We start from the raw sequence: 25728 nt of genomic DNA, 5'->3' as shown, positions 1-25728 counted from the left end.
TTAAAATGATGTGCGAGCGAACGAAAAATATTCGATTCAAAACTACGGCTCTCGCTCTTGAGATTGCTTTCGATCGTGATCTTTGGCAACAAAACAGAAATCTCAGACACCATGTTTTCCGTCGTTTACAAAAAATCACAGCCTCGCCGGGACTATTCACCAGCGTTGTGATCGCGGATCGATCAACGACAATTTGCATTGATTTGTTCGACTTCCCTCGGGATGAGTGACGACACCAATCCGGCAGTAATTAATACGACGTCCCCTGCGAAAGCCGACACTTATTCCCCGCTCGTTCATTAGTTCGTTTAGCCGCGTTGGGCATCGCCCCGCGTGTTCGGAGCCGTACGACGCGCGGGGCGATGCCCACGCGGTTAAACGTTTAAAACTCTTCACGGCGTTGGGCGACACCTACATCGCTAATTCACGTGATCAACCTGATCGATCAACAACGCGATCGCCGCGGATGCCATCGCGGTGCTCATGCTGGGCAAGCGAGTTCCCAGATCGGCGGCGGCTTGTGCGGGAGTCAGCGGAAGATGCACAAACGCTGATTCGGTCTTCATTCCAAACGACTTTGCATAGTGCTGGCTGAGGTACAAAGCCGCGTTGCAAAGATAGGTTCCGGCGTGATGCGATAATTCGCATGGGATCCCCGCCGCGACCAAAGACTCAGCCGCCTTGGCCAGTTTCAATGGGCAGCGATAAGCTTCGGCCGCATCTTCAATCAACGGCGATCCATCGGATCGAACATTCAAACCTACTGATTCCAATTTAATCAGCGTCGATCCGGGCGACTGGCCGACGTGGATCGCGATGTCGTAATCGAGCTGAATGTCCTTTCGCAGTTGCTGGCTCATCTGCGAAAGATCAACCGGATAGCGGCGAGTCGTTAATTCGACGGGGCCTTCGTACCAACGAGTCAGATCCATCAACGCCAACCAACTGGCGTTTTCTTTCCATCGGTCGTAAGGCTCGAAGGCGGTAATCAGAACGCGGGTCACGACAGGTCCGGAAGAGGTGGAAGGCTAATGGAAAAGAACGATCATAGTCCGAAGTCCGCGAAGCCGTTGTCTTGAATTCGAACCATTAGCTTGATCAGGTCTGCCGGTTGGTCCAGCGACAACTTCTCCAGCACATTTGCTCGCGTGTTGTCAACGGTTTTTTCCGACACGCCCAGGATCGCTGCGATCTCCTTGACCCGAGTCCCCTTGGCGATCAGAACCGCGGTTTGTTGCTCGCGATTTTTCATCTCAGAGAGAAGACGCCAACTTTGGGAGAGCGGCTGGAGCCTCAACTGCGACTCTTCCTCGGTGATTTCAAGCAGACTGGTGATGCCCAGAATTGCCCAATTCGGATGCCCAGCCCCCAGTAACGATCCCTTAAACGTTTCCAGCTTCACGGCTCGACCCTGGGCATCCCGCCCCGCATGCGAAAAGAAAAGCTCGCTACAACCAGCCAAAATCAAATCATCTGACGCCCGCGACGCCGTCAGGATCGATTGGTCCAGAAAGGCTTCGCAAAGCCGCCCCACCGAGGACCGATCGCCTGCGAACAGTTCCTCGTACAGCCGATTCGTCAACAGAATTCGCCCGTCCGCTGCCTTGACGTAGACCGCGTGGCAAAAGGGTTCGACCAATTCTTTGGCCGACGAGTGATCAGCGATGTGCTGAAGTACATCACGATGCAACTCTCGACTATTGCTGATGAAGTCCGCCAAAGTATTTCCGAAACAAATTGCGATTGATAAAGCAGAACAAACGGCAAAATCGGAAAAAGAAAACTGCGAGCAGTCAATGTCCAAAATCAGGGTCACACATCGACCTCTCCGCAAATCAGCATCCCCACTGCCGCATGGATCGCCAGACCACCGAACACCGATTTATCAAGTTTTATTCGATAATCTATGCAGCAAGTTATAATCTTTTCTCGAACCAAATTTCAACATTGCTTGACCGGAAACCCCTCAGTTGGCAGAGCTAGCGTAACGGATCTTGGGGAATTCATAGGGAAATACGGGGTTATTCAAGTTGGGTGTGTCGAACCGGACGCGGTTCCAGTACTGAGGTCGCCCATTCCAAATGGTCGAAACAGAAAACGTGGGCTTGTTCGCACGACTTGGCAAGCATGGAAAAGTACCTCCGTAATCGGAACGCACAATCGACAGAATCATCGTTGGGGTCGATTAGACGCTGGGGCCGAGTTACCCTATTACGTTAGCCAAACCCCTCTCATTCCTTTATTTTCATTCATCATTGGCGGTAGCCAGCCCTGTGGATCTGCAACACCACTTTTCCAATCAAGCGCCACCTCGCGACCACTTCATCTCAGTTCTCGAGCACTGGGCCGAACATCGATCCGGCGAGACTGCGTACGTTTTTACTGACGTCGAGTCGGTTGAGCAGAAACTCACCTATTCGGAATTGTTGGCCGAGGTTCGCGGCTTAGCGGGCTATCTGCAAAACCGTTGTCGCATTCGAAGCGGCGACCGAGTCTTGTTGCTGTATCCGCCAGGTCTGGATTTTGTGGTTGGCTTTTTTGCTTGCCATGCCATCGGTGCGATCGCTGTTCCCGTGTTCCCGCCACGTCGCAATCGCAAGGCGTCGCGAATTCGAAGCATCGTTGTCGACGCGAGCGCGACTTGGGCGTTGTCCACCGGCGGTGTCGTGGAACAATTGCGTGGCGACCAAAGCCACGACGATTTGATCGGCCTGCAATTGCTAGGCACCGACGATCCGGCTCACCGTGATGCCGATGGCCTCAGAGCGCCTCGACGCAGCGGAGATTCGCTGGCGATGTTGCAGTACACTTCTGGATCCACCGGATCGCCAAAAGGCGTGATGCTGACGCACCAGAATTTGATTGCCAACAGCGAATTGATCATGCATGGCTTTCGCCCCTGCCCCGATACGGTCGGCATGAGCTGGTTGCCGACCTATCACGACATGGGTTTGGTCGGTGGCGTGTTGATGCCAATGTACCTAGGCCGCATCAATGTGTTGATGAGCCCGATGACATTCCTGCAACGACCACTGCGTTGGCTGCAAGGGATTAGCAAGTACGGTGTGACGGTCAGCGGCGGGCCCAACTTTGCTTATCAACTTTGCGCCGACAAAATCCTGGACGAAGAACTCGCCAACTTGGATTTGTCATCCTGGGACATCGCGTTCAATGGTGCTGAACCGATTCGTGCCGGCACGCTGGAAACCTTCGCAAATCGATTCGCGCCGTGTGGCTTCCGTTCGGGATCCATGCTGCCCTGTTACGGGATGGCGGAAACAACGCTGATCGTCACCGGTGGTCCCGTCGAACCAAGACCGATCATCGAGAGCTTTGACACATCCCAGCTTGCCAAAAAGAAAGTGCGGCCGGTTGATGTTGGGCATGAATCAGCAAAGGCGATGGTGGCCTGCGGTGAAGTGCTGCCTGGCGAAGAAGTAATCATCGTCGATCCAGAAACTCACGCCATTTTGGATGACGACCAAGTGGGCGAAATCTGGATCGACAGCCCATCGGTCGGCAAAGGTTATTACCAGCGAAAAGACGCAACCGAGCGTACGTTCCGTGCCAAGACTTCGTGCGGCAAAGGCCCGTTCTTGCGGACTGGCGATCTTGGGTTTCTCTTTGGCGGCCAGCTTTTCGTTTCAGGCCGACTGAAAGACATGATCATTGTGCGTGGCGTCAATCGCTACCCGCAAGACATCGAAGAAACCGTCGAAGCCGCAAGCGAAGTGGTTCAAGCGGGCAGCGTGGGCGCGGTCGCGATGGAACACGATGGGCGAGAACAATTGGTGATCGTCGCCGAAGCCGTTCGACGACGAGACCTGGATTGGGACGCAGAGATTCAAGCGATCCGCCGTGCCGTCACTGCTCAACATGATCTTCCACCCGATGCTGTTTATCTGGTGCGTAACAGCAGCATTCCCAAGACCAGCAGCGGAAAAATCCAGCGACACGCGTGCCTGCACGCGGTCCGCGACGGTGATTTAAAGTTGGTTGCCAAATGGGTTCGCTGGGAAGAAAACCAGTCTGCCAGTTTTGGTGCCGGCGGCCAAACGATGATGCAAGCTGCGGCAGCCGGTGGGCAAGGTTCGTCGGTCAACCACGATGATGTGAATGAGTCGATTGCCAAGGTCATCATGCGACAAGTTCGGTTGGTCGCAGGCGAGCGTGCTGCGGTCTTGGATTACGACACGAACATCGTTTTGGACCTGGGGCTTGATAGCCTGGAAAGACTGGAGATCGCTCGCAAACTTGAACGAACCTTTGGCGGCCGGTTTCCTGAACAGGTGCTGGACGAAATTGAAACCATTGCACAAACCGCAATGGCGGTTGAACGTTACCTTGCCCCGGGCAGCGAAGCTCGCGCCGAAGCATTCCTAGACGGAACTCTCGGTGACTTGGATGGCGACAGTTCGTCCGCCGAAGCCAATGGCGTTGCATCACGTAACGGTGCCGTCGCACCAGATGTTGAACCCGAAGACAGCGTGGAACAGTTCGCAGAGTATCGCCGTTTAAAGACGACGATGCAGCAGATGATGATGACCGGAGTTCCCAATCCTTACTTCACCGTTCACGATGCGATCGTCAATGATCGAACCATGGTCGACGGGAAAGAATACATCAGCTTCGCCAGCTACAACTACCTTGGCCTGAGCGGACATCCGGATGTTTCCAAAGCGGCCGCCGATGCCGTCAACAAGTATGGCACCAGTGTTTCGGCCAGCCGCTTGGTGTCCGGTGAAAAACCGATTCACGGGCAATTGGAACGTAAGATCGCCAAGTGGATTGGAGTCGACAACTCGATCCTGATGGTGGGCGGTCACGCAACCAACGAAACGACGATCGGACACTTGGTTGGCGAAGGCGATTTGATCGTTCACGATGCTTTGGCGCACAACTCAATCGTGCAAGGTGCATTGCTGTCCGGCGCTCGTCGGCGTCCGTTCGCGCACAACGATTACGAAGCACTCGATCGGTTACTCAGCGAAGTTCGGTCAAAGTATCGCCGAGTGTTGGTTGCGATCGAAGGTGTTTACAGCATGGACGGGGATTTCTCTGACGTGCCTAAGTTCATCGAAGTCAAAAAACGTCACCACGCGATGTTGATGGTTGATGAAGCTCACAGCTTTGGCACGATGGGCGAAAACGGTCGCGGCATGGCCGAGCATTTTGGCTTTGACGCTCGCGACGTCGATATCTGGATGGGCACGCTTAGCAAGTCGGGTGCCTCGTGCGGTGGGTACATCGCCGGAAGTGACGCACTGATTGAACTACTTCGCTACACCGCACCTGGTTTTGTTTTCAGCGTGGGGATGCCACCCGCCCAGGTGGCGGCTGCTTTGGCTGCGATCGAAACGTTGGAACGAGAACCCGATCGAGTCGAACGATTGCGAGATCGCAGCAGTCTGTTTCTCTCACTGTGCAAAGAAGAAGGCTTGGATACCGGCGACAGCGGCCAGACGCCGGTCGTTCCCGTGATCACCGGCAATTCGATGGTTGCCTTGCGGTTGTCCAATCGTTTGAAGGCGGACGGAATCAACGTGCAGCCAATTTTGTATCCGGCCGTTGATGAAAGCGCTGCTCGATTGCGATTCTTCATCACCTGCGATCACACCGAAGAACAAATTCGATTGACGGTTCGTCGCACGGCAGCGCATTTGGCGGAACTTCGTTTTGACCCAGTCGAAGTCGCGGTTGCCGAAAGCTGATTTGCCCTTGATTGATTGAAGCATTGCCGCGAAAGAACTTCAATCGATTGGATGCCAGCAAAATCGTAACCCGAACGCGTAAGCGAGGGATTTCCGCGTCAAACAAGATCCCGCGCTTAGCCCGGATATTGCATCCGCGGATTCAATCTTAGCCGGCTCGCGCGAACCTTTGCCTGGGAATACATTGGGTTTAACACAACTCAAGACCCCCAAACAAAGGCCCGACGCGAATGACACAGCGTAAACCAAAAGAGCCCACTCTGAAACGACTGCGACGCAAGGCCGTCGACGCCGATTTCACCGGTGGAACCATCACCACCGATGCCGGACTGCTGCTACTGCGAGAGGTCGATCGGAAGCTCAATCTCATCAATCGGGTCGCTCAGGTGATCCCCGATCCTCGTGATCCGATCTACACCACGCACACTCAGGCAGAAATCCTCACCAGCCGAGTCTTTGGCATCGCCGCTGGCTACGAAGATGCCAACGATCATCAACAACTCAGAGACGATCCCGCTTTTCACGTCGCTGCACAAAGAAGTCTTGATCAGTCCCCCGGCGATGACGACTACATCCCGCTGGCGAGTCCATCGACAATCTCAAGATTGGAAAATCGCATCGACAAAAGAACCTGCTTCGAGCTGCATGAGATTCTCGTCCAAACTTTCCTGGACAGTTACGACGAGGCTCCCGACGAAATCGTTCTTGATATTGATTCCACTGACGACCCGGTTCATGGCGAACAAGAGAAACGATTCTTCAACGGTTACTACGATCGCTATTGCTTCCTGCCCCTATACGTCTTTTGCGGCGACCAGCTTCTTGTCTCGTACTTGCGAAGCAGCGGAGATGGCGGAGCGAAACATGTTCGACCGATTATCAAACTTCTCGTGGGTGCGATCCGGCAGCGTTTTCCTGATGTGAAGATCATCGTTCGCGGAGACACCGATTTTTCCAAGCCGAATCTGATGCGTTGGTGTGAACGAAACGACGTCGGCTATGTGCTGGGTTTTGGCGTGAATTCCCGCATCAAACAGGACATGGTGTATGAAAGCATCGCCTCTCATTGCGAGTACAAACGCACCGGGAAAACGGCCCGTCATTTTCGCTGGATCAAGTATCGGGCGAAGCGATGGAAGACGACGCGCTGGATCGTCGGCAAAAGCGAGCACGGCAACAAAGGACGTAATCAGCGGTTCGTCGTGACGAATCTTCCGGAACTGTTTTGCGGTCCGGCGGCGACGGCTACCCAGGCGTGTTCGCCATGCTTGGACCCGGAGAAGTTCTACGCCGAACGTTACTGCATTCGCGGTGAGATGGAGAATCGGATCAAGGAGCAACAGTTGTTTTTGTTTTCCGACCGCACCAGTTGCAGCAAGTTTGTGGCTAATCAGTTTCGGCTTCTTCTTTCATCGTTTGCTTACGTTCTGGTCGACGGTCTTCGGCGGATCGGCTTGAGTGGAACCGGGGCATCGCGTTGGCGAGTCGATACGATTCGCTTGCGGTTGCTGAAGATCTCTGCTCGCGTGGTCAGCAGTGTCCGCCGGGTGATGTTTCATCTCTCGGAGACCTACGCTTATCGCCCGGTGTACCACGCGGTGCTCGGTCGTCTTTGCGGCAGTGACTAGCGCGCCCGATCGCGTCGCGAACGCATCAACTTGATGGCGAAATCGGCCAGCGGGGTAAGGGGCGTTGTGCAACCGCATCGCAAAATTCTATCCAAATCGCCCGGCTTCAACCCAAAGCTACCGCAAGCCAAAATCCGGCCGCTATAAAATCTACGGATGCAATATCCGGGTTAGGAACTGTCCTGAAACAAGTTCCGTATTTGGCGAAGTCTTTCGTAGCTGGGCCCGCCAGGGTTCAGTCGGGTACAGCTAGTAGTGAACTGAACCCTGGCGGGATCAGCTACGGGAAAACCAGGAAGTTATTTCGGGACAGTTCCTTACGCATTCGGGTTGGGAAATTGCGAAGTTGTTTCGTGACAGTTTCTAAGTGGTAAGCGCTTTAGCCCTTGCGGTTCCAGATAGCTATTCTAAACTTAGGTTAGCCCGTCCATAGCGCCCATATTTGAAGGAGTTTGATTTGCTTACCGAGTCCACTGTTGAAACGATGTTCCGTGAATTGATGAACACGTCCGAACGCACCGAAGAGGTGTTCGAGAAAGCCGAAGAACTACTCGAAGTGGAGCTTCGTCCCGAAAGTCCTCTTCGTCATCGCTTGAATGTCGAACTGGAAGAACTTCGTTCGCTCGAGATCAAGAGCTAAGCAAAACGCATTTATGCGATCACGAAAAAACGCATGGTTGGACATTTGTCCGACCATGCGTTTTTTCGTTGGTGGTTTTGGACCAGTCGTTTAGTGATTCAATGAAAGACCGAAGGTTCCGCCGACCATGAACAAGTCTTGATCCATATCGCCACCGGTGATCCGCCCTTGTTGAGAGCCACCACGCCAAAGCCCGGTACCGATATCGATGATTTGGAAACCCGCTCGGATGGAAACCATTTTCGTCAACTGATAACCGAGCTCGCCTCGCACATCGAAACCAACAAAGATGTCTTCGTTGCGTTCGTAGGTGGTTGCGGTGCGGTCACGTTGCACGCCGACAACATCGTCTCCTTCGCCAACCGGTGTACCGCCGTAATCGATCAACAATTCATCTGAAAAGGATGTTGAGCACTGCCAATTACCGCCGGAAAACACTCGAAAGTCGGCTGAGTAGGTGAAGCGATCACGGTACTTGAAGTATCGAAACCCAATTTGACCACCGAACATTTCGTTTTCAGTGATCGATTGATCAGACAACAACTGGTCGAAACCGGGCAGGTCGCCGATCACACCGGCACCGGTCAAGTCTCCATCGGTATTCAGGCGTGTCGAAAGGCTGATGTCATCGATCCGCATCCATCGAACGCCAATCATCGGTTCAAGGATACCGCCGTAATGATACGGTTCCATTCGCCAAGTTCGGTTTAGTTCGTAGCTGTCGTAGTTAAAAATGTTCGTGCTGTCGCCGACGTCAAAGAAGCGGTAATTCGTGCCGGGAACATTGGTCTCGAATGGAAATGAATCCTGTTGGACATTTGAAACGATTGCGTTTTCGTTGACGCGGTTCGCCGCTTCGTGCCGGATATAGTTTCCCTCCGACACACCCATTTCAGTCCAATTGAACGTCCAACCGCTTTTCTCCGGCGTCATATAACCGACTTCGTAGCGATGTCCCCAGCCGTTATCTAACTTGGTTTCTGCGGATTGCGAGTCGTTTGTTTCGGGACGCGAACCGTACAAGCTAAGCCGATCGTAGGTGCCGAACCAACCGGTCGGTGCCCTGTGCTTGGCTTTCATGTCCGCCAAGTCCATGTTGTAGACCGGCTCGAACCAACGAAAGTCGGGGTCGAATGCGAAAGGATCCGCCGGTGGCAGATTATTAAAATGTTCTTGTGCGCTTACACCGGCGATCGAGCCCAGCATTGCTAGGATTGTGAGCACACCTGCCGTCAGTTTCCGTACCGACATCGCTTGTTCCACCGTCTTGCAGTTGATGATTCATCCGAGCGAACGATGCTCAGAGACCTGTTTCGGGCCTGACAGCCCTGCTACCACGACCGGGACACCTGCACGCCAATTCATAGGCGTAGCGGGACAGTCCGAGTCCGGTTGTGTTGATAGTATCGGCTAGGTCTAGCCAGAAGGCTTAGCTTCTTTACCGAAAGAAACCGCAAAAAACGGAGAAGCCGCAAGAACGTCAATCATTCACTAACCGTTAAAGTTATGCGTCGTTCCTCGGGCGCGTAACGCCGTAACTCGCTCCACTCGCGACGGCCTACCTTTATTTCTTACCCAATCGCCGACGTTCAGCGAAAAACCGCGTCAGGATTTGGCCGCAGGCGTCGCCCATCACACCTGACGCAACATCACATCGGTGGTTCAGCCGGGAATCTTCCAAAACCTGGTACAAACTGCCGACCGCTCCTCCTTTGGGATCGTGAGCACCAAAAACGACCCTGGGAATTCGCGATTGCAAAATCGCGCCCGCACACATGATGCAAGGCTCCAAAGTGACGTACAGCGTGCATTGTTCCAAACGCCAATCCTCCATTGCCGCCGCCGCCTGAGTGATCGCGATCATTTCCGCATGTGCCGTCGGGTCTTTCAGGGCTTCGCGTTCGTTGCGAGCGGCGGCGATCGCCATTCCATCTCGCACGATGATTGCTCCCACCGGAACCTCCTCGGCCACCTCAGCCTGCATCGCCATTTCGAGCGCTCGCTGCATCCAGTGCTGATCAAAATCGAGTGCAAGTGGTCGCTGGATATCTAGTTCGTTCAACGGATGGCCTTTTCCTTGGATGTCGTTCCCAGTCAAGCTTGCTAGCAATCAAGGTCGTTTCGGGATGCTTAGAAGGACGGTCAGCTTCCAGTCTCAGGAAGCCTGAATCGAGGCAAAAAAAGGAAAAAACGACCGCGTATTGGCAAAACCATTCACGCTGGGATCCCCTTCAATTCGATTTCAATCTAGGTAAAGTACGGCGAGATCGGCAAGAAAGAAACTGTCCTGAATTAAGTTCCCGATTTCCCAACCCGAACGCGTAAGCGAGGGATCTCGTTTGACGTGTAAATCCCTCGCTTACGCGTTCGGGTTGGGATTTGGGGAATCGAATCTCATGAAGTCATTTCGGGACAGTTCCGAAAGCCACACCTGAACCCAACTTAAACGCAAGCCTTTTTAAATGCGACCTGTCACACGATTCAATGTTTTTGGGATCCGTCTGGCGATTCTCTGTTTAGCGGTCTATTGGATTGCGATCTTCACGGGCACGCACTTGCCCAGTGTGATGGATTTTTCACCGAAGATGCATGACAAGAGCAAGCATTTCCTCGCCTTCTTTGGGTTGGCGATTCTGCTTTGCTATGTGACCAATTCGCGAAACTACGTCAAGCGATTTGGGATAATCGCGATCGTTTGCTTGATCTACGCCGCGGTGGACGAGATCACGCAAAGCTTGGTTCCCGGTCGAGTCCCGGATTACCAGGACTTTATCGCGGACGCATTCGGCGTGGCAGCGGCGATTGGAACCTATTACGCCCTAAAACTGGTCAGCGAAACGCGAAGAATCGAAACGCTGGCCGGCTAGAAAGCACTACCGGAAAAATGTTCCGGAAGTTGCAGGCGTTTCTTGACTGTTCGCTGGATAGATGCTGCTCTTACCGGTACTGCCGGGCATGTAACTGCCTTGCTTGGTCGGCGTCGGACTGGTCGTCAAACTGCCTGAGGAATTGGCGGTCGAATAAACCGCTGCCGGCGCGGCCGCATTATCTGAACTTGGCATTCCGAAGGGCGTCGCCGAACCGGCCGACTTGCTTGGCGCTGCGGCGGGCGGCGTGATGGAAGCAGTCGCGGTTGCCGGTAAATTGGTCGGCCCAACATTGGTTGCCGCCATATTGGTTGCCGCCATATTGGTTGCCGGAGCGTTGGTCACCGGAACATTGGTCGGCAGAGTGAACCCGCTGCCGGACTTCTTGCCGCTGGCGATCGAAGTGGAACCAGGGGAAGTCGGTGAGGTCACGCTTGGCGGAGCCGTGTAGTTGCCGCCAGCGACCGGCCCAGTTCCTGCTGGAGCTGGATTCCCCATCCCCGCTGTCGTTGCTGGCAAGCCAAAGCTTGACTTGGCGTAGACGCTATCGCCAGTGCTGCCATGATTGGTGACCGGCAACACGGGAGAAGTCTCGGGAGCCGTTTTAGGCGTAAATGTTTTGCTTCCAAACGTGTAGGGCGAAGGCTTTGCCGCACCGCTAACGTTGCTCCGCGGCTTGCTGTAAACACCGTTGGCGTTCGCGGCCGCGTAGTTGGTTGCCGGCGTGGCGTAGCCGGGCGAGACGTCAACTCCAGCGACTTGAGCTGTTTTAGGCGAAGGATTCGGCCCCATCGATGGAACACTGTTCGATGGTCCGCCGATTGATGGAACAGAACCTGCGGACGGTGCTTTCGTGCCGCCAGCAATGGATGCAATGGCTTGTGGCGTCGCCGAAACGCTTGGCGGCGCAGGATAAGTCGCGCTCGGTCCAGTGCCTGCTAAGACATCCGCCGAGGGCTCGCTTGAGCGTACGAATCGGTTCAGCCCCGGCACACTTCGGCATCCACACCAAAGCAGTGTCGTGATCGTGACCGCAGTCAACATCGACAGATGTGTGGCCCTGCATCCCGCGTCGACATGTCCCGCGTCGACATGTCTCACGCGGGCATTCTTCGTAGCTTGATTTTTTGTGTCTTTTATATTGTCGCTTAGCATCCCTGCCTGCCTTCCAATCAGAAAACGTACTCGTTTCAGCCCGACCGTAGAAATTGCTGGGCAAGGGTGTCAAGGTTAGAAACCACAAATTTCAGTTTGCGGTTGCAGGCCCGCAAATCGGCCAAAAGTCCAAAAGTAGGCCCTAGCGAGTGAAGCGAGTTACGGCAGTGCTGCGAAAGATGCCGTAACTCGCTTCACTCGCTACGGCCTACAAAAACCTGCCGAATTGGATGCCTGCACCCTCAGTTTGACTTGCCGCCAAGACCGCCAACGTGATATTGAATCGAGTCCCTCAGAAGATCTTCCATCGCTTTTATGCACTCTTAAATTCACGCGGATTTCTTGCCAGGCTCATCAACAAGCCAGCCGTTCATTTTCGACTCCGCGACCGATACCAACCGCGGACCCGCTGGACGTACGCCCACAGGTAACTCAGCAGGTAACTCATCAGGCGACCCGCTGTTGCAACAAACCAAGCGAGAGATCGCTCAAATGTTGCGAGAGCTGGCGGCCGCGGCACGAGACGAGATTCCAACCGCAAAGTTCGTGTCAATTCTTTGCGACCGAACCCTCCGAGCGATGTCGGCCGAAGGAATCGTGATCTGGGAATCGTTGCCAAAGCAGTCGAGTGAATCTTCCTCCGACGCGTTCCGGCCGATTGCCAGATTGGGAAGCGTGACCGATCGCGACATCGACGACCAAACAAACCGAGCTGCTGATTCAATCCCTTCGCCGGCCTGGTCGGCTCACCAATCCCTGCTGGCGACCATCGCTGGTGATGGGGAACCCGCAGTGGTTCCATCGACTCCCGATGTGACCGAACCCGATGTTCCGGCAAATCCAACATCAGTGCCCGCGGCTCTGGTTCCGATCGATGCCCCAGGCAATATATCAGTCAATACATCTGGCAACCCATCTGGCAACCCATCATTCTCACGGCGCGTGATCGAAGTCTTCCTAGAGCCCGGCGGCGGAATCGTGGCGCAGCGTGGCTACCTTCGATTCGTTTGCCAAGTAGCCGATCTGGCGGGTGAGTTCTTTCGTGCCGAACAATTGCGAACGCTTCTCAGGCAACAATCACTTGCCGAAAAGTGTGACCAACTCATCGCGAACATCCACGAACTTGATCGCAGCGAAAAAGTTGCAACCTTAGTCGTTGATGAATTAGCCGAAATCTTTCAACTAGATCGTGTCGCAATCAGCCGCATCAGCGGAAAGCCCAAGTCGCAAGTCATCGCAGTCAGTCACGTTGAAACGATCGACCATTACTCGGAATCCGCCCAGCAAATCCGAACGGTCGCTGCGGTGACACTCGATAACACCGGAGCGGCATGGATCTCGACCGATGAAGAAAACGCGGCATCGCTCGCACCAGTTTTCGCTGCCTCCGGAATCGGTTCTGAATCAAAACAACGCGACCATGGCTTTCGAGTAACGGGCTTTCGCCTTGCTGCAAAGCAAAACAATCCAAAACAAGACGCACTTCAAGAATTTGAAAAAAGAGAACTCCTTCGCACCGTCGGCCAGACCCTGCGAATGATTCAACAGATCGATCACAACCGGCAACCGTCGCTGGTGCGTTTGATTCGGCATCCGTCAACAGATCGCCACCTGGCGCTGCATACGGCGAAGCGTGTCACATCGTTTGCCATCATCGCAGCGGCAATCGCGTTGGTGATGATCGTTCCGGTTCCCAAAACGATCGAAGCAAATGCGACCCTGCGTGCCCGAGATACTCAAGCGATCTGCGCGATCAGCGACGCAGTCGTCGAAACCATCCAAGTCGAACACGGACAGCACGTTCGCGCCGGTGATGTCCTGATGACGTTGTCTGATTCAAATTTGGATCAGCAAATCACGACGCTTGTGGGTCGCCGCGCGGTGCTGGCCGAACAAAAGATGCGTCTAACCGAAGACATGGTGGATTCATCGGCCAGTGACTTCGACAGTTTTGAAAAGATCCAAGGTCAACGCAGTGTCGTCGACGAAGAAATCGCATCGGTGAATCAGCAATTGATGCTGCTACGCCAAACCAAAGACTCTTTGACGATTCGAAGCGACCGGGATGGAGTGATTGATGCATGGCAGATCACAAAACGGCTCGGTGGCCGCCCCGTCAGTCGCGGCGATTCACTGCTGCAGGTCGTTTCGCATGACTCCGCATGGTTGGTTGACGCTGAAGTTTCCCAAGCTCGAATTCAACGCGTCCGCCAGGCTGATCAGGCAAACAAGTTGTCCGCCCAAATCACGATCGATGATGCGCCTGGTGTATCTAGCGTTGCCAGTGATTGGCAGTTTGGTCCAACACGCCAAATCAATCAAGCCACAAGCGGTGACGCCGTCACTACCGCCGTCACACTCACGCTGGCTGTAAACGACATTGCACCTTCGCCGACGACCGTTTCTGCGCAAGCGTCAAGGATTGGCGCACCAGCACGTGTCTACTTCGACTGCGGATCCGTTCCACTGGGCGATCTGTTGTTGGGTGATCTCTACCGCGACATCCGCAACCACCTCGCGTTGCATTGGCGTTTTTCCGACGACGATGAAAGCACGTCATTTTGAAATTCAATCCAACAAAGAATCGCATGAACATCGCGAAAACAACGATTCAAATGACACTGATACTGATCGCAATCAGTTGCCCAATCTCCATTGCTACGGTGTCCAGTGCTGCAGAAAACGAACTTCGAAGTTCGAGCGAAAACGCAACCGCAGGCAACCACGGTGGCGAAATCGAAGTCGAAGAATGCGTGGTTCGGTTCGGGTCTGAGATTGAAGTTCCCGCGTTGGAAACCGGGCGAATCGCAAACATCGCGATCCAGCGGAACGACCAAGTCACCAACGGTAGTCCGATTGCGCGACTGGATGACCAGAGCCTTCTTATTCGACGTCGGGCCGCCGAATTGCGGGTCACGTCCGCAAAAGAAGAGGCCGAAGACGATGTCGAAATCCGCTACGCCGAAGTTGCCCTGGCGGAGGCCGAGGCAGAACTGGACAACAGCCGCTCGATTCAAAACGACGTTCGCGGTGCGATCCCGTTGACGCAAATGCGACGAATGAGGCTGGCTGTTCAGCGTGGCGAATTGGAAGTGGCCCAAGCGAAAAAGCGTAGCAGCCGCGCGCGTTTGGAATTGCAATTGCGACAAGCCGATGTGTCAGTGATCGATGACCAACTGAAAAACCTGCACGCACAAAGCCCCATCGATGGCGTCGTTTTGGAGGTCACCAAACAGAAAGGTGAGTGGATTGAAAAAGGGAAATCGATCGCCAAGATTGGACAGATGAACCGATTGCATCTTCATGCACTGGTCCGCAGCGATCTCGTTTCGCCGCGTCATTGCAAAGGCTTACCGATCAGCGTTCATTGGGTCGACGACGTTGATGGAACAAGACGCTCGCTAAGCGGCACCGTGCTGTCGGTGGATCCGCAAGCCTTGCCCGGCGGTCGGTATCGGCTTCACGCTGAAATCAAAAACGAAAGATCTGGATCGCGGAAAACTCATCCCTCGCAAGAAAACTGGTTGCTGGTCCCAGGAACCAGCGTCCAAATGAAGGTCTACGTTCCCGAAAACTCAATCGCTCGGAAAAGCAACGCCAAGAGATTTTAATAGTCTGATGCGAACCGAACACTCATCATTGCCCGGCAATCCATCTAGCGAAAGCGAAGCAAACACACGTTTGCGCGCCGACCTTGGCGGTGTCAGCATCGATCACGGCGACCGATCGGCGAGGATTGTGATCGACGACATTGGTGGACGCTTTGCACGAATCCCAAATCATCTTTGGGATTTGCTTGTCAGCGGAAAAGCGAATCGTCAAGCTTGGCAACAAGCCACGGCTGCTGGTTGGACACGACGTAGCCCCAGTCAAAGTCAAAGCAACAGCAACAGCAACAGCCAGAAACAGCGGCTAGGGATAGCGTCGCTCTTGGCGATCCGCATCCCACTGTTTAATGTCGATTTCATTGCCCGACATTTGTCGGCAAGTTCTGATTGGATCTTTGCTGCACCAGCAGTCAGGTTCTGGGTCACCATGATGATTGCGGCCGCGATGTTTGCGTTATCACAGTATCGTGAAATCGCGGGAACGATCGGAGAGATGCCCAGATACTTTTCATCTTCGGGTGCGTGGGTTTTGGGAAGCATTTTTGTGGGCACCAAGTTGCTGCACGAACTCGGGCATGCGATCGCTTGCCGCCGCACGGGCGTCCGATGCGGCAATCTTGGATTGATCTTTTTCTGCGGAGTCCCTTGTCCGTTCTGCGACGTCACCCAGCTTTGGCGTCACCCCCGCGCAACCGACCGCGCTGCAGTCATGTTGGCCGGGATGTATGTCGAAGGAATCCTGGCGACACTGGCAACATTCGTTTGGGCATTGGCTGATGACGGTCCCGCGCGGCTGCATGCCATGAATGTGATGATCGTCTGCAGCGTCAGTACGCTTCTGTTCAATGCAAACCCGCTGATGCGATACGATGGCTATTACGTTCTTTCGGATTTGGTTGGCAGCGTCAACCTGCGATCGGAATCACGCAATGCGTTTGCAAATGCGATTCAACGAATCGTTAGCCGAAAGCCGGGGGCCGTTTCATCGATGCTGAACCGCCGAACCGTCGGATTGGTGATCTATTACCTGGCGTCTTCGGTTTACCGCTATCTGATTTTGATCACCATCGCCGCGGCCGTTTTAGTCTTCGCGGATTCGGTGGGCATCAAGCTGATCGCCGCAGTCGGGATTCTTGGTTTGGCGTTTGCCATGACCGTCAAGGCGATCAAGCGATCGGCAAACAACCGTCAGCGGTCATTCGCCAGGAAAATGATGGCTGCCGGCGTGTCGATGTTGCTGCTTGGGATCGTTTTGCTAATTCCGATACCGCGCCACACAACCGCCCATGGATTCGTTGACGCAGCCAATGCAACAGAGGTGTTTTTGGGTGCGAATGGAGTCATCGAATCGGTTCATTTTGACATTGGACAGACCGTCGTGGTCGGCCAAGAATTAGCACGTGTTCGCGACCACCAACTTGCCATTCAGTCCGTAGCGATCTCTGGACAATTAAAAGTGGCGTCCTATCGAACTCGAACCGCAAGACGACAAACACTGGATGATTCTCATTCGTCCAAGCAACTTGATTCACTCGAAGCAGTCGAATCGGCTCTGCAAGCAAACTTGGTTTCGCTCAACCGACATCGATCCCATCTATCGTCCTCCGCCCCAGTTTCGGGCATCGTCCTGCCGACGTGGTCGAGGAATGAATCCAATGGCAATGCTGGATGGGGAAACGTGCCCAATCTGTCAGATCGTTTAGGAATGCGTAGCGACAAAGGTGATCCCTGGTGCCGGATCGCTGCCGACCAACAAGTTTGCATCGTGTTGCGGGTCAATGCAAAGCACCGCGAGAGCGTGTCGGTGGGCATGATCGTCCGTGGACACGAATTACAATCGTCAACTCACGTTTGCAGCTATCGCGTCTTATCGATTTCGCCAGCCTTGACCCACCAAACCGATTCGACGTCCAGCAATGATGCTGCCATGATTGAAGTGCTGTGCGAACCGACCAACGATGACTCACGTGATTCAAACTTTCTGTCTAGAATTGGTGGACCTTGCAAGGCGGTGATCAGACTTCCGTCTCGATCGATTGGCGAAGACGTCATTGTTTTTCTTACCGAGTTGCTGACTTGACCGAATCGGATCACAGCCATCGCGCGATCATGCCCAGCATCGATGCGCTGATGCCGGTCGTCGTCGTGCCGTCGCCTCACCCGGCGGTCGAGTCAATCGAAGCAATACTGAGTCAAACACAAAATCGTTTCCAGCGACGCAGTGGTCCCGGTGGGCAGCATCGCAACAAAACCAGCAGCGGCGTTTTCTTGCTGCACGAACCCACGGGTGTCTCGGTCGAGGCAACCGAGCGCCGCAGCCAAGCCGACAACCGAATCGTCGCCGCGACAAGACTGCGTTACCGGTTGGCGATCCAGGTCCGAACCCAATCGACGATGACGTCGGCAACGGCAACGGATCCTGTTGAGCAAAAGTTCCGCGACTCTTATCAGGGAACTCGACTAAAACTGAACGACGCCAATGCTGACAAGCCTGCCGTGTTGGCGCTGTTGCTAAATGATCTGCATGCGACCGGTGGACAACCGAGCTTGGTTGCTAAGCATTGGTCGGTTTCGACGTCTTCGATCCTGCACTTGGTGAAAAGTCAGCAAGATGCATTTGGCTGGATCAATTCGGTTCGCCTTCATCACGGACGCAAGTTGTTGAAGTGATCATTTGCTAGACTGTGAACCCAGTCGAAATCCCTTTAGATGAACTCGGTTCGGGTGCGTCATCGCAATCAGTTGACATGCCTCTAACCTGCTTACGGTGCCCAGGGTCAAGATCACCCCACTTTTTTATTCGTTTGATTTCGTTCGGTTAAGGTTAGTACATGTCGGATGATCAAAACGAACCGTGTGTTGAGACAAAAATGGACACCGAACAACTCATTCTGCAACTGCATGGCCGTGCGGGAACTCATCCCGAGGAATCGGTCGACGCCGATTCCTTGATCGGCTTTTTCCAGTCTTTTCGGCCTGACGGAATCAAGGAAAGCCGGTTGTTTGCCGGCCTTGAACTATTCAACCGCAATGATTCTAGCGACGTCGTTGCCGAGGGGCTCGACGATCGTTTGACGCAGCTTTTCGACGTTGCGGGGAACCATTATCGTCCGGGCGGTGGGAAAGATGCCTACTTCGTTGTTCGCAATCCTGCACCGATCGATCCTGAACTTGTCGAACGACTTGCCCGCGAACTGCTTGGTAACCTAGCCGAACTTGCGACCACGGTCGGTGATGCCGAAACGGCCACGGTGCTTGAATCCAATCCACGAATACGGGTATTGGAAGGCTTGCCGCCAAAACACCCCCGATCCGATGACGAAAAGACCGCGTTTTTGCGAATGATGCAAGAGGATGTGCCATCGCTTGTGACGCGGTTGGATGTCAGCGGGATTGCGAAGGCATTGCGACCGGCTTACTACTTTATCGCCTGTGACCCTCTGTTACGCGATCATCTGATGTGGCCGATGTACTCACAGGCCGCCGGCATGGACGATCCTTTTGAACCCTACTTTCAACTTTGGAAGCACGGCGTAAAGTATCGAATCTTCCAAGAAGACCAAGTCGATTTCTACCTGCCTCGCGTTCAGTAGGTCTGCCTACGATGCCCACGCGGCTTAACAAAACGGTGCCACTTTTGTACATCATCAGGATGTTTCATGGTGGGATGCGGCTTACAGTATCCGAATCATCTGAAGTCCATCATCCTGCGCCGGAGAACTGCCGTCTTGACGATCCAGCCCTTTGATTTTCAATCGCGAACCCGATTCGTTTTCGGCGGTGGCAGCATTGAACGAGTTGGCGAGTTGGCCGCCGAGCTTAGGTCGGCCTGCGTTCTGGTCGTTAGCGATCGTGGAATCATGGAGGCTGGTCACGATGCCGCCGCCATTAAATCACTTCAAGACGCTGGTTTGCGTGTCGAGTCTTTCCACGACTTCGCTGAAAACCCAACTTCGGCCATGGTCGATGCCGGCGTGCGTAAGGCAGCCGAGGTCAAACCTGATTTATTGGTGGGGCTTGGTGGTGGCAGCAGCATGGATTGCTGTAAAGGAATCAACTTCGTTTATTCGTGCGGTGGACGCATTCACGATTATCACGGCGTTGGTAAAGCGACTTGCGACCTGCTGCCGATGATCGCGATCCCGACCACATCAGGCACAGGCAGCGAGGCACAATCCTTTGCCTTAATCAGCGATGCAGAAACGCATGTGAAAATGCCGTGCGGTGACCCGCGTGCGGCCTGTCGAATCGCAATTTTGGATCCGCAACTGACGCTGACCCAACCTCATCAAGTGACCGCTCTGACCGGTATCGATGCGCTGTCGCATGCGATTGAAACTCAAGTCACGCTTCGACGAAATGCGATTTCGACCACGTACAGTCGCCGAGCTTTTGGGCTGTTGGCGAATAGTTTTTCAAGGGTGCTTTCCGAGCCCAATGACCTTGATGCGCGAAGCGAGATGCAACTCGGTGCTTGCTTTGCCGGAATGGCGATCGAAAATTCGATGCTGGGTGCTGCGCACGCGACTGCCAACCCTCTTACCGCTCGCTACAACATTACGCACGGGCAAGCCGTCGGATTGATGCTTCCCGCGGTGGTGCGTTTGAACGGTTCGATTCTGAACCAGGAAGGTCATGGTGCCTGGTACAGCGACTTGGTGAATGACTTGGACCAAAACTCTTCTACGACCAGAGTCTCACATTCTGATGCCCCTCAGCACTTGGCCGCGATGATTGAAACCTGGCTTGATCAGGCTGGCTTGGCCCAATCGTTGGACCAACTGCAAATCCCGCGTTCTGACATTGAATCCCTTTCGCAAGACGCGATGACGCAGTGGACGGGAACCTTCAATCCAGTTCCGCTGGACGTCGATCGGTGCCGCGGCCTCTACGAATCCGTTGCCAAAGATTGACCGTCACTTTTCTTTCTCGACGGTGTGTCATACCGACCTAAAACGTTTGCGATAGACGCCCGGGTGGTCCACAATGGGGGTAAGTTCTTCATCAAATGTGGAGACAAGCCAGAAATCGGGCCAGCACATCATGACATCGATCCAATCGCAGATGCCCCAGGAAAAACTGCCGTCAAAGCCAGGCCAGTGGCGAATCGTCCACGCATGCGACTTGACCCGAAAGTATTTTGAGCCCGAAACCAAATTGACTGGCGGGACTGAACAGACAGCGGGTGATGCCGCTCTTTCTAAATTGCATTCGCTTGGCACAGACTCTAGCCAAACCCAGCCAATTCAAACTGAAATCGACCAAGCTCGACTATTAGATCAGACCGCTGAAAACGAGAAGGTTGTACTTCAACGTCGCCAGCACCTCGAACAACACATTCGATCAAATCCAACCGACCCGAATTCGTTCTTGGAACTCGGTCAGATTTATCGGTTGGAACAAAAGCCGATCGAGGCGAAGCGGGTTCTCGAACAGGCCACTGAACTCTTCCCCGACAATCACGAACTGCGTTGGGAATTCGAGGAAGCAACACTTGCCCGATCCTTGCAGCAGTTGCGAGAAGTCGCGGAGCTGGCCAATCGTTTAGAAACCGCCGAAGCCGATCGCGAACTGCATCGCTGCCAGCATGATTGGGCATGTCGCCGAATTGAAATTTGCCAAGCAAGGTTGGAACGCGATCCATCGAAGATTCACCTACGAGTCGCGTTGGGCGAAGCGATGTTGGACGCGGGAATGTATGAAGGTGCGATCGAAGAGCTGGAACCACTTTTGGAAATCGATGCGTTTTCGCCGTCTGCATATTTGTTACGCGGAAAGTGTCTGCTGGCGATGAACAAAGACCTCGATGCGATGGTGGAATTACGTGCTTGCGCAATGCGCCGAAGCGTACCCGCACCTCTTCGGCTTCGCATTTTGTCACTGCGTCTTCTTTGCGAAACAGCCGAACGACTTGGCATCCAACTGACACTAAACCGCTATCGTGAACTGCTGCGGCAAGCGGAAACTGAATTCGCAAAACAATCCGCCTCCGCCAACGTTTCCTAAACCGTCCGAACGAGACTTTGAAAGAAAACCCATGAGCCAGGCCGTTGTCGATCCCGAAAGCCTGCGTCAGTTTGCTGCTCACCTAAAACGCTTTTCAGAAGACTTAAAGCAGCAATCGACCGGCCTCGCTTCTCAAATGAACCAGCTAGAACAAACTTGGCGTGACGAGCAACAACGAAAGTTTGGTCAAGAGTTCAGCGAGCAGATGAGGCAGATGGCCAAGCTGATTCAAAGCACCGAGCAGCATGTGCCGTACTTGCTGCGAAAAGCAGAACAAATCGACGCTTACCTGGGACGCTAATTGTGCCTTCCAGTAACGTCCGGAATATCGAGTCGCTTGAATCATTTCACGCTGGGATGATTCGATTGTCGTCAGAATGGCAAAAGACCGTTGACGAGATTCGGATGCTGGTGCAGCGAGCGGAAGAGCATTTCACCCATGCCCGCCCGGCCTATTGGCGACAGCAAGAACGAATTGCGGACCGAGAACTTACCGAGGCAAAGAATGATCTGTCGGTAAAGAGATCTTCGGTCCGCCCCCAGGACCGGCCTGCGGCAAGCGAAGCAGTCAAACGTGTCCGCGTGGCGGAAGCCAGAAAACGACTGTGCGAAGAAAAGAAACGCGACGCCAAAAAATGCTCCCTCGAAATCAGCAGACAATGCGACAACCTCCTCGGCCCGGTAGCCGACCTGGCCCAACACTGCGACGTCCTGCTGCCAACCGCAGCAAAAGAACTGCGCGGATTGATCACGCAGCTAAAACTATACGCGGGAGAAGGCGAAAGGCCGTAGCACCGATTCCCATCGGGCAACCGCAAACTGTTCGGCAGGAACCGGACCTGTATCAGATTTTTTTTGGCAAAACGATGGTGCTCGGTATTGATACCGCCTTTTACTTCGCCTGCAGCGCACCATCGTTTTGCCCCCACATCGTTTTGCCCATTTTTTTAGAGAGCCGAAACCGTAGCACCGGTTCCCATCGGGCAACCGCAAACCGTTCGGCAGGGACCGGACCTGTATCGGATTTTTTTTGGCAAAACGATGAAGGGGCAAAACGATGGTGCTCGGTATTGATGCTGCCTTTTACCTCGCATGCAGCGCACCATCGTTTTGCCCCCACATCGTTTTGCCCAATTTTTCAGAGAGCCGAAACCGTAGCACCGATTCCCATCGGCCTGCAAACCGTTCGGCAGGGACCGGACCTGTATCGGATTTTTTTTGGCAAAACGATGAAGGGGCAAAACGATGGTGCTCGGTATTGATACCGCCTTTTACTTCGCCTGCAGCGCACCATCGTTTTGCCCCCACATCGTTTTGCCCAATTTTTCAGAGAGCCGAAATCGTAGGGCCGGTTCCTATCGGGCAACCGCAAGCCGTTCGGCAGGGACCGGACCTGTATGGATTGCGAAAATGCCTTACGATGCTTTGCGACGACCAATCCTTTGGCATCCACCAATTCAGACCTAATGACCTCCATTCCCGCAGACATTTTCCAGCAGCTTCAAGACGATTCGACTGCCAGCGTCGATCAAATGCTGCAGCGATCGATTGGACATTTTCGACAATCACGAAATGCCACCGAGATGTTCGAGGCGATGAAGATGCGAGTTCGGCATGGATTGTCGCTGCCGCTGGTTGCCGGGGATGACGACGATCCCATTGCGAACGATGTTGAACAACAATTCGAGGCCGGTTTACTGGATGCATGCCGCGAAGCGGGCATCATGCTGATTCAGGACGGTAAAATCGGCGAAGGCTGGATGTACTTGCGCCCGCTTGCGGACAACGAATTGGCGAATCAGCTTTTGTCCAAAGTAGAAATCACGGACGACAACTACGATGAAATGATTCACATTTTGTTGCACGAAGGTGTCGATGTGCGGCGTGGATACCGAGCTGTTTTGGACCACCAAGGGACGTGCAACAGCATCACGTTGTTTGATCAGGCGATCGTTGGACGCAGCAAGCAAGACCGCCAAGCTGCCGCCGGTGAACTGCTGGATCATTTCTACAGCGAACTGACATCCATGGTCCGCGATGATGTGTCGCAGCGTGATAAAGATCATCCGGAATTGCAGAATCAGGATGGTTCATGGCCAAAATTGGATGATCAGACACTGGGCGACTTGGTCGCCGCCCGTAAGTGGTTGTTGCAAGACGGCGTTTACCATTTAGACACCACTCACTTGTCAGCGGTTGTTCGCAATGCGGCCGTTTTGGATGACGAACAAGCTTGGCAGAAAGCGAGAGAACTGGTCGCGTATGGCAGACGCTTGCATCACGAGTTCCAGTATCCGGGCGACGAACCCTTTGTCGATTTTTATCCGGCTTATGCTGCCTACTACGACGTGCTGCTTGGAACCCACGTCGACGCTGGATTGAACCAGTTTAAGCGGAAAGCGGAAACGGTCGATTCGGACCAACACGGCACATCGGCGATTGAGACCTACGTGGACTTGTTACACCGCATCGGTCGGCATAGCGACGCGATCAGCGAAGCCATACGACTGGTTCCCGATGACGTGCCGTCGCAACAAATTGTGCCACTGTTGCTGGACTACGCCTCGCATTGCCAAGACACAGATGCTTACCAGCCGATCGCGGACTACTGCAAAAAACAGAACGATGTCCTGGGCTTTACCGCAGTGATGCATGCGATGAAAGCGTAGCAGACGCCCTAACGGCGAGCAGCAGGTGAGAACTTACCGTAGTGGACGAAACAATCTGCCGATTGCCTATCGACGGCGTTTGACTTTTCGGTTCATGGGATTCAGGACCGTGGGGGTTTGCTTGACTTCGACCTTGGCGACTTCCAGCTTACGCGGCACCGCTTCAAATTCTTTGAACTCGTCGCGTCCCAGTTCCTTGTTGATCCGTCGTTCGATGCTGGTCAGAAATTCGCCTTCGCCGGGAACGATGAACGTGAACGCGATTCCGTCGCGTCCCATTCGGCCGGTCCGTCCGACGCGGTGAACGTAATCGTCACAATCTTGCGGGATGTCGTAGTTGACGATGTGCGAAATGGTGCTGATATCGATTCCGCGGCCGACCACATCGGTGGCAACCAAAATCTTCAGCTTGCCATCACGCAGAGCCTGCAGCACACGATCACGTTCGCGTTGTTGCATGTCGCCGTGCATGCAACCGCAGCCTTCAAACTGATGGCTTAGTTGTCGGTGCAATCGATCAACACCACGCTTGGTTCGGCAGAACACGATAGCCTGTTCAGGTTGTTCGCGTTTTAGTAACAAATCCAGCAGGTCTGATTTTCGGTTTTGTGCGACCGTAAAGTATCGTTGTTCGATCGTCTCGACCGCCATCTCATCCTTGCTGCAATCGATGACCTCGGGATGATGCATGTAAGATTCGGCCAACCGTCGAACGGTCGGCGGAAGCGTTGCGGACAAAAGCAAGGTTTGCCGATCTCGCGGACACTTGCGCAGAATTCGTTCGATTTGAGGGCGGAAACCAATGTCGAGCATTCGGTCGGCTTCGTCCAAAACGACGCACCAGACCTTGCCCGTTCTCAGCGAACCGCGTTGCAGGTGGTCGTGCAGACGGCCAGGCGTCCCGACGACAATCTGCACGCCGTTTTCGAGCTGGCGAAGTTGGCGTGTGATATTCTTACCGCCCGCCAGCACTGCGATCTCGGTTTCGACGCCAACGGCCAAACGCTCTGCTTCGCGTCCGACCTGATCAGCCAGTTCACGCGTTGGAACGACCACGATCGCTTGCGGATCGCGACAATCGTCCAGAGAATCCAGTTGTTCCAGGATCGGGATCGAGAAAGCGGCGGTTTTTCCGGTTCCTGTGCGAGCTTGACCGATGACGTCGGCTCCATCGAGCGCGAGCGGGATCAGGGCATGCTGAATCGGCGAAGGCTTGGTAAATCCAGCCTTTGCGAGTGCTCGCCGCATCACGGGCGACAAATCCAGGTCGTCAAACGAAGCTTCTGGTCCGGCTTCTGTATCTATTTCAGTAGTTTCTTGTGTGTTCATTCGCAAAGTCTACCCTGATCGAGCCTTGGGGGTAAGCTCGACCTGATAATCGTTATCACATGCACGGGCGGGCACGTTTGGAAAGACATGCGGTAGCTGGGGCACCAAATGTTGT

At 54.1% G+C, this 25728-nt stretch carries 20 protein-coding genes; 14 read left to right on the top strand and 6 right to left on the bottom strand.

Going from position 1 to position 25728, the window contains the following annotated elements; all coding sequences use genetic code 11:
• Positions 1–419 precede the first annotated feature (419 nt).
• Together RC85_RS14730 and RC85_RS14725 are read right to left on the bottom strand one after the other, a co-directional pair.
• Positions 420–1004, bottom strand: coding sequence for a pyroglutamyl-peptidase I (locus tag RC85_RS14730; RefSeq protein ID WP_068264181.1), 585 nt, complete (start codon positions 1002–1004; stop codon positions 420–422).
• A gap of 41 nt (positions 1005–1045) precedes the next feature.
• Positions 1046–1816 carry a helix-turn-helix transcriptional regulator gene (locus tag RC85_RS14725; protein ID WP_068264179.1) on the bottom strand — a complete coding sequence of 257 codons (771 nt, stop codon included), beginning with the start codon at positions 1814–1816 and terminating at the stop codon, positions 1046–1048.
• A gap of 457 nt (positions 1817–2273) precedes the next feature.
• Here RC85_RS14725 and RC85_RS14720 point away from each other — a divergent pair, with 457 nt between their 5' ends.
• The 3 genes from RC85_RS14720 (at position 2274) to RC85_RS14710 (ending at position 7979) form a co-directional block, all read left to right on the top strand.
• Positions 2274–5711 (top strand): aminotransferase class I/II-fold pyridoxal phosphate-dependent enzyme, encoded by a 3438-nt coding sequence (locus RC85_RS14720; protein WP_068264203.1) that lies wholly within the window; start codon positions 2274–2276, stop codon positions 5709–5711.
• A 230-nt stretch (positions 5712–5941) separates the two neighbouring features.
• Complete coding sequence (locus RC85_RS14715; protein WP_068264177.1) at positions 5942–7339, top strand: IS1380 family transposase; 1398 nt, start codon at positions 5942–5944, stop codon at positions 7337–7339.
• Between the two features lie 457 nt (positions 7340–7796).
• The gene (locus RC85_RS14710; RefSeq protein ID WP_068264201.1) at positions 7797–7979 is read left to right on the top strand and encodes a hypothetical protein; all 183 of its coding nucleotides are present in this window, start codon (positions 7797–7799) and stop codon (positions 7977–7979) included.
• A 90-nt stretch (positions 7980–8069) separates the two neighbouring features.
• Here RC85_RS14710 and RC85_RS14705 read toward each other — a convergent pair whose 3' ends face one another.
• Entirely contained in the window at positions 8070–9230 is a 1161-nt protein-coding gene (locus tag RC85_RS14705; RefSeq protein WP_068264199.1) for a BBP7 family outer membrane beta-barrel protein, read from the bottom strand.
• 313 nt (positions 9231–9543) lie between these two features.
• A complete protein-coding gene (tadA, locus tag RC85_RS14700; RefSeq protein WP_338060582.1) occupies positions 9544–10041 on the bottom strand; it encodes a tRNA adenosine(34) deaminase TadA in 498 nt (165 codons plus the stop codon).
• 400 nt (positions 10042–10441) lie between these two features.
• On the opposite strand from tadA, the gene RC85_RS14695 reads away from it, so the two are divergent.
• Positions 10442–10846, top strand: coding sequence for a VanZ family protein (locus tag RC85_RS14695; protein WP_068264175.1), 405 nt, complete (start codon positions 10442–10444; stop codon positions 10844–10846).
• Positions 10847–10852: 6 nt separating this feature from the next.
• Here the strand turns inward: RC85_RS14695 and RC85_RS14690 are convergent, their stop codons facing one another.
• Positions 10853–11947, bottom strand: coding sequence for a hypothetical protein (locus RC85_RS14690; protein ID WP_149752708.1), 1095 nt, complete (start codon positions 11945–11947; stop codon positions 10853–10855).
• A 516-nt stretch (positions 11948–12463) separates the two neighbouring features.
• Between RC85_RS14690 and RC85_RS14685 the strand changes: the two genes are divergently transcribed.
• The 10 genes from RC85_RS14685 (at position 12464) to RC85_RS14635 (ending at position 24284) form a co-directional block, all read left to right on the top strand.
• Entirely contained in the window at positions 12464–14566 is a 2103-nt protein-coding gene (locus RC85_RS14685; protein WP_149752707.1) for an efflux RND transporter periplasmic adaptor subunit, read from the top strand.
• A 23-nt stretch (positions 14567–14589) separates the two neighbouring features.
• Positions 14590–15612, top strand: coding sequence for an HlyD family secretion protein (locus RC85_RS14680; RefSeq protein WP_084422693.1), 1023 nt, complete (start codon positions 14590–14592; stop codon positions 15610–15612).
• 7 nt (positions 15613–15619) lie between these two features.
• The gene (locus RC85_RS14675) at positions 15620–17689 is read left to right on the top strand and encodes a hypothetical protein (protein ID WP_068264169.1); all 2070 of its coding nucleotides are present in this window, start codon (positions 15620–15622) and stop codon (positions 17687–17689) included.
• Entirely contained in the window at positions 17686–18279 is a 594-nt protein-coding gene (locus RC85_RS14670; RefSeq protein WP_084422692.1) for a peptide chain release factor family protein, read from the top strand. Before RC85_RS14675 ends, RC85_RS14670 begins: the two co-directional genes overlap by 4 nt.
• 161 nt (positions 18280–18440) lie before the next feature.
• Complete coding sequence (locus RC85_RS14665) at positions 18441–19202, top strand: hypothetical protein (RefSeq protein WP_068264167.1); 762 nt, start codon at positions 18441–18443, stop codon at positions 19200–19202.
• Positions 19203–19343: 141 nt separating this feature from the next.
• Positions 19344–20522 carry an iron-containing alcohol dehydrogenase gene (locus tag RC85_RS14660; protein WP_068264191.1) on the top strand — a complete coding sequence of 393 codons (1179 nt, stop codon included), beginning with the start codon at positions 19344–19346 and terminating at the stop codon, positions 20520–20522.
• Between the two features lie 130 nt (positions 20523–20652).
• Positions 20653–21615 carry a tetratricopeptide repeat protein gene (locus tag RC85_RS14655; RefSeq protein WP_084422691.1) on the top strand — a complete coding sequence of 321 codons (963 nt, stop codon included), beginning with the start codon at positions 20653–20655 and terminating at the stop codon, positions 21613–21615.
• Positions 21616–21646: 31 nt separating this feature from the next.
• The gene (locus RC85_RS14650; protein WP_068264165.1) at positions 21647–21916 is read left to right on the top strand and encodes a WXG100 family type VII secretion target; all 270 of its coding nucleotides are present in this window, start codon (positions 21647–21649) and stop codon (positions 21914–21916) included.
• A gap of 2 nt (positions 21917–21918) precedes the next feature.
• A complete protein-coding gene (locus tag RC85_RS14645; RefSeq protein ID WP_149752706.1) occupies positions 21919–22407 on the top strand; it encodes a hypothetical protein in 489 nt (162 codons plus the stop codon).
• Between the two features lie 674 nt (positions 22408–23081).
• The gene (locus tag RC85_RS14635) at positions 23082–24284 is read left to right on the top strand and encodes a hypothetical protein (protein WP_068264187.1); all 1203 of its coding nucleotides are present in this window, start codon (positions 23082–23084) and stop codon (positions 24282–24284) included.
• A 66-nt stretch (positions 24285–24350) separates the two neighbouring features.
• Here RC85_RS14635 and RC85_RS14630 read toward each other — a convergent pair whose 3' ends face one another.
• Positions 24351–25613 carry a DEAD/DEAH box helicase gene (locus tag RC85_RS14630; RefSeq protein ID WP_068264159.1) on the bottom strand — a complete coding sequence of 421 codons (1263 nt, stop codon included), beginning with the start codon at positions 25611–25613 and terminating at the stop codon, positions 24351–24353.
• Between the last annotated feature and the right edge of the window lie 115 nt (positions 25614–25728).

Origin of the sequence: Rubripirellula obstinata (assembly GCF_001642955.1) — a bacterium.
Lineage (GTDB): Bacteria > Planctomycetota > Planctomycetia > Pirellulales > Pirellulaceae > Rubripirellula > Rubripirellula obstinata.
The sequence above is the reverse complement of the archived record's forward strand: the minus strand, read 5'-3'. Positions and strand labels throughout refer to the sequence as shown.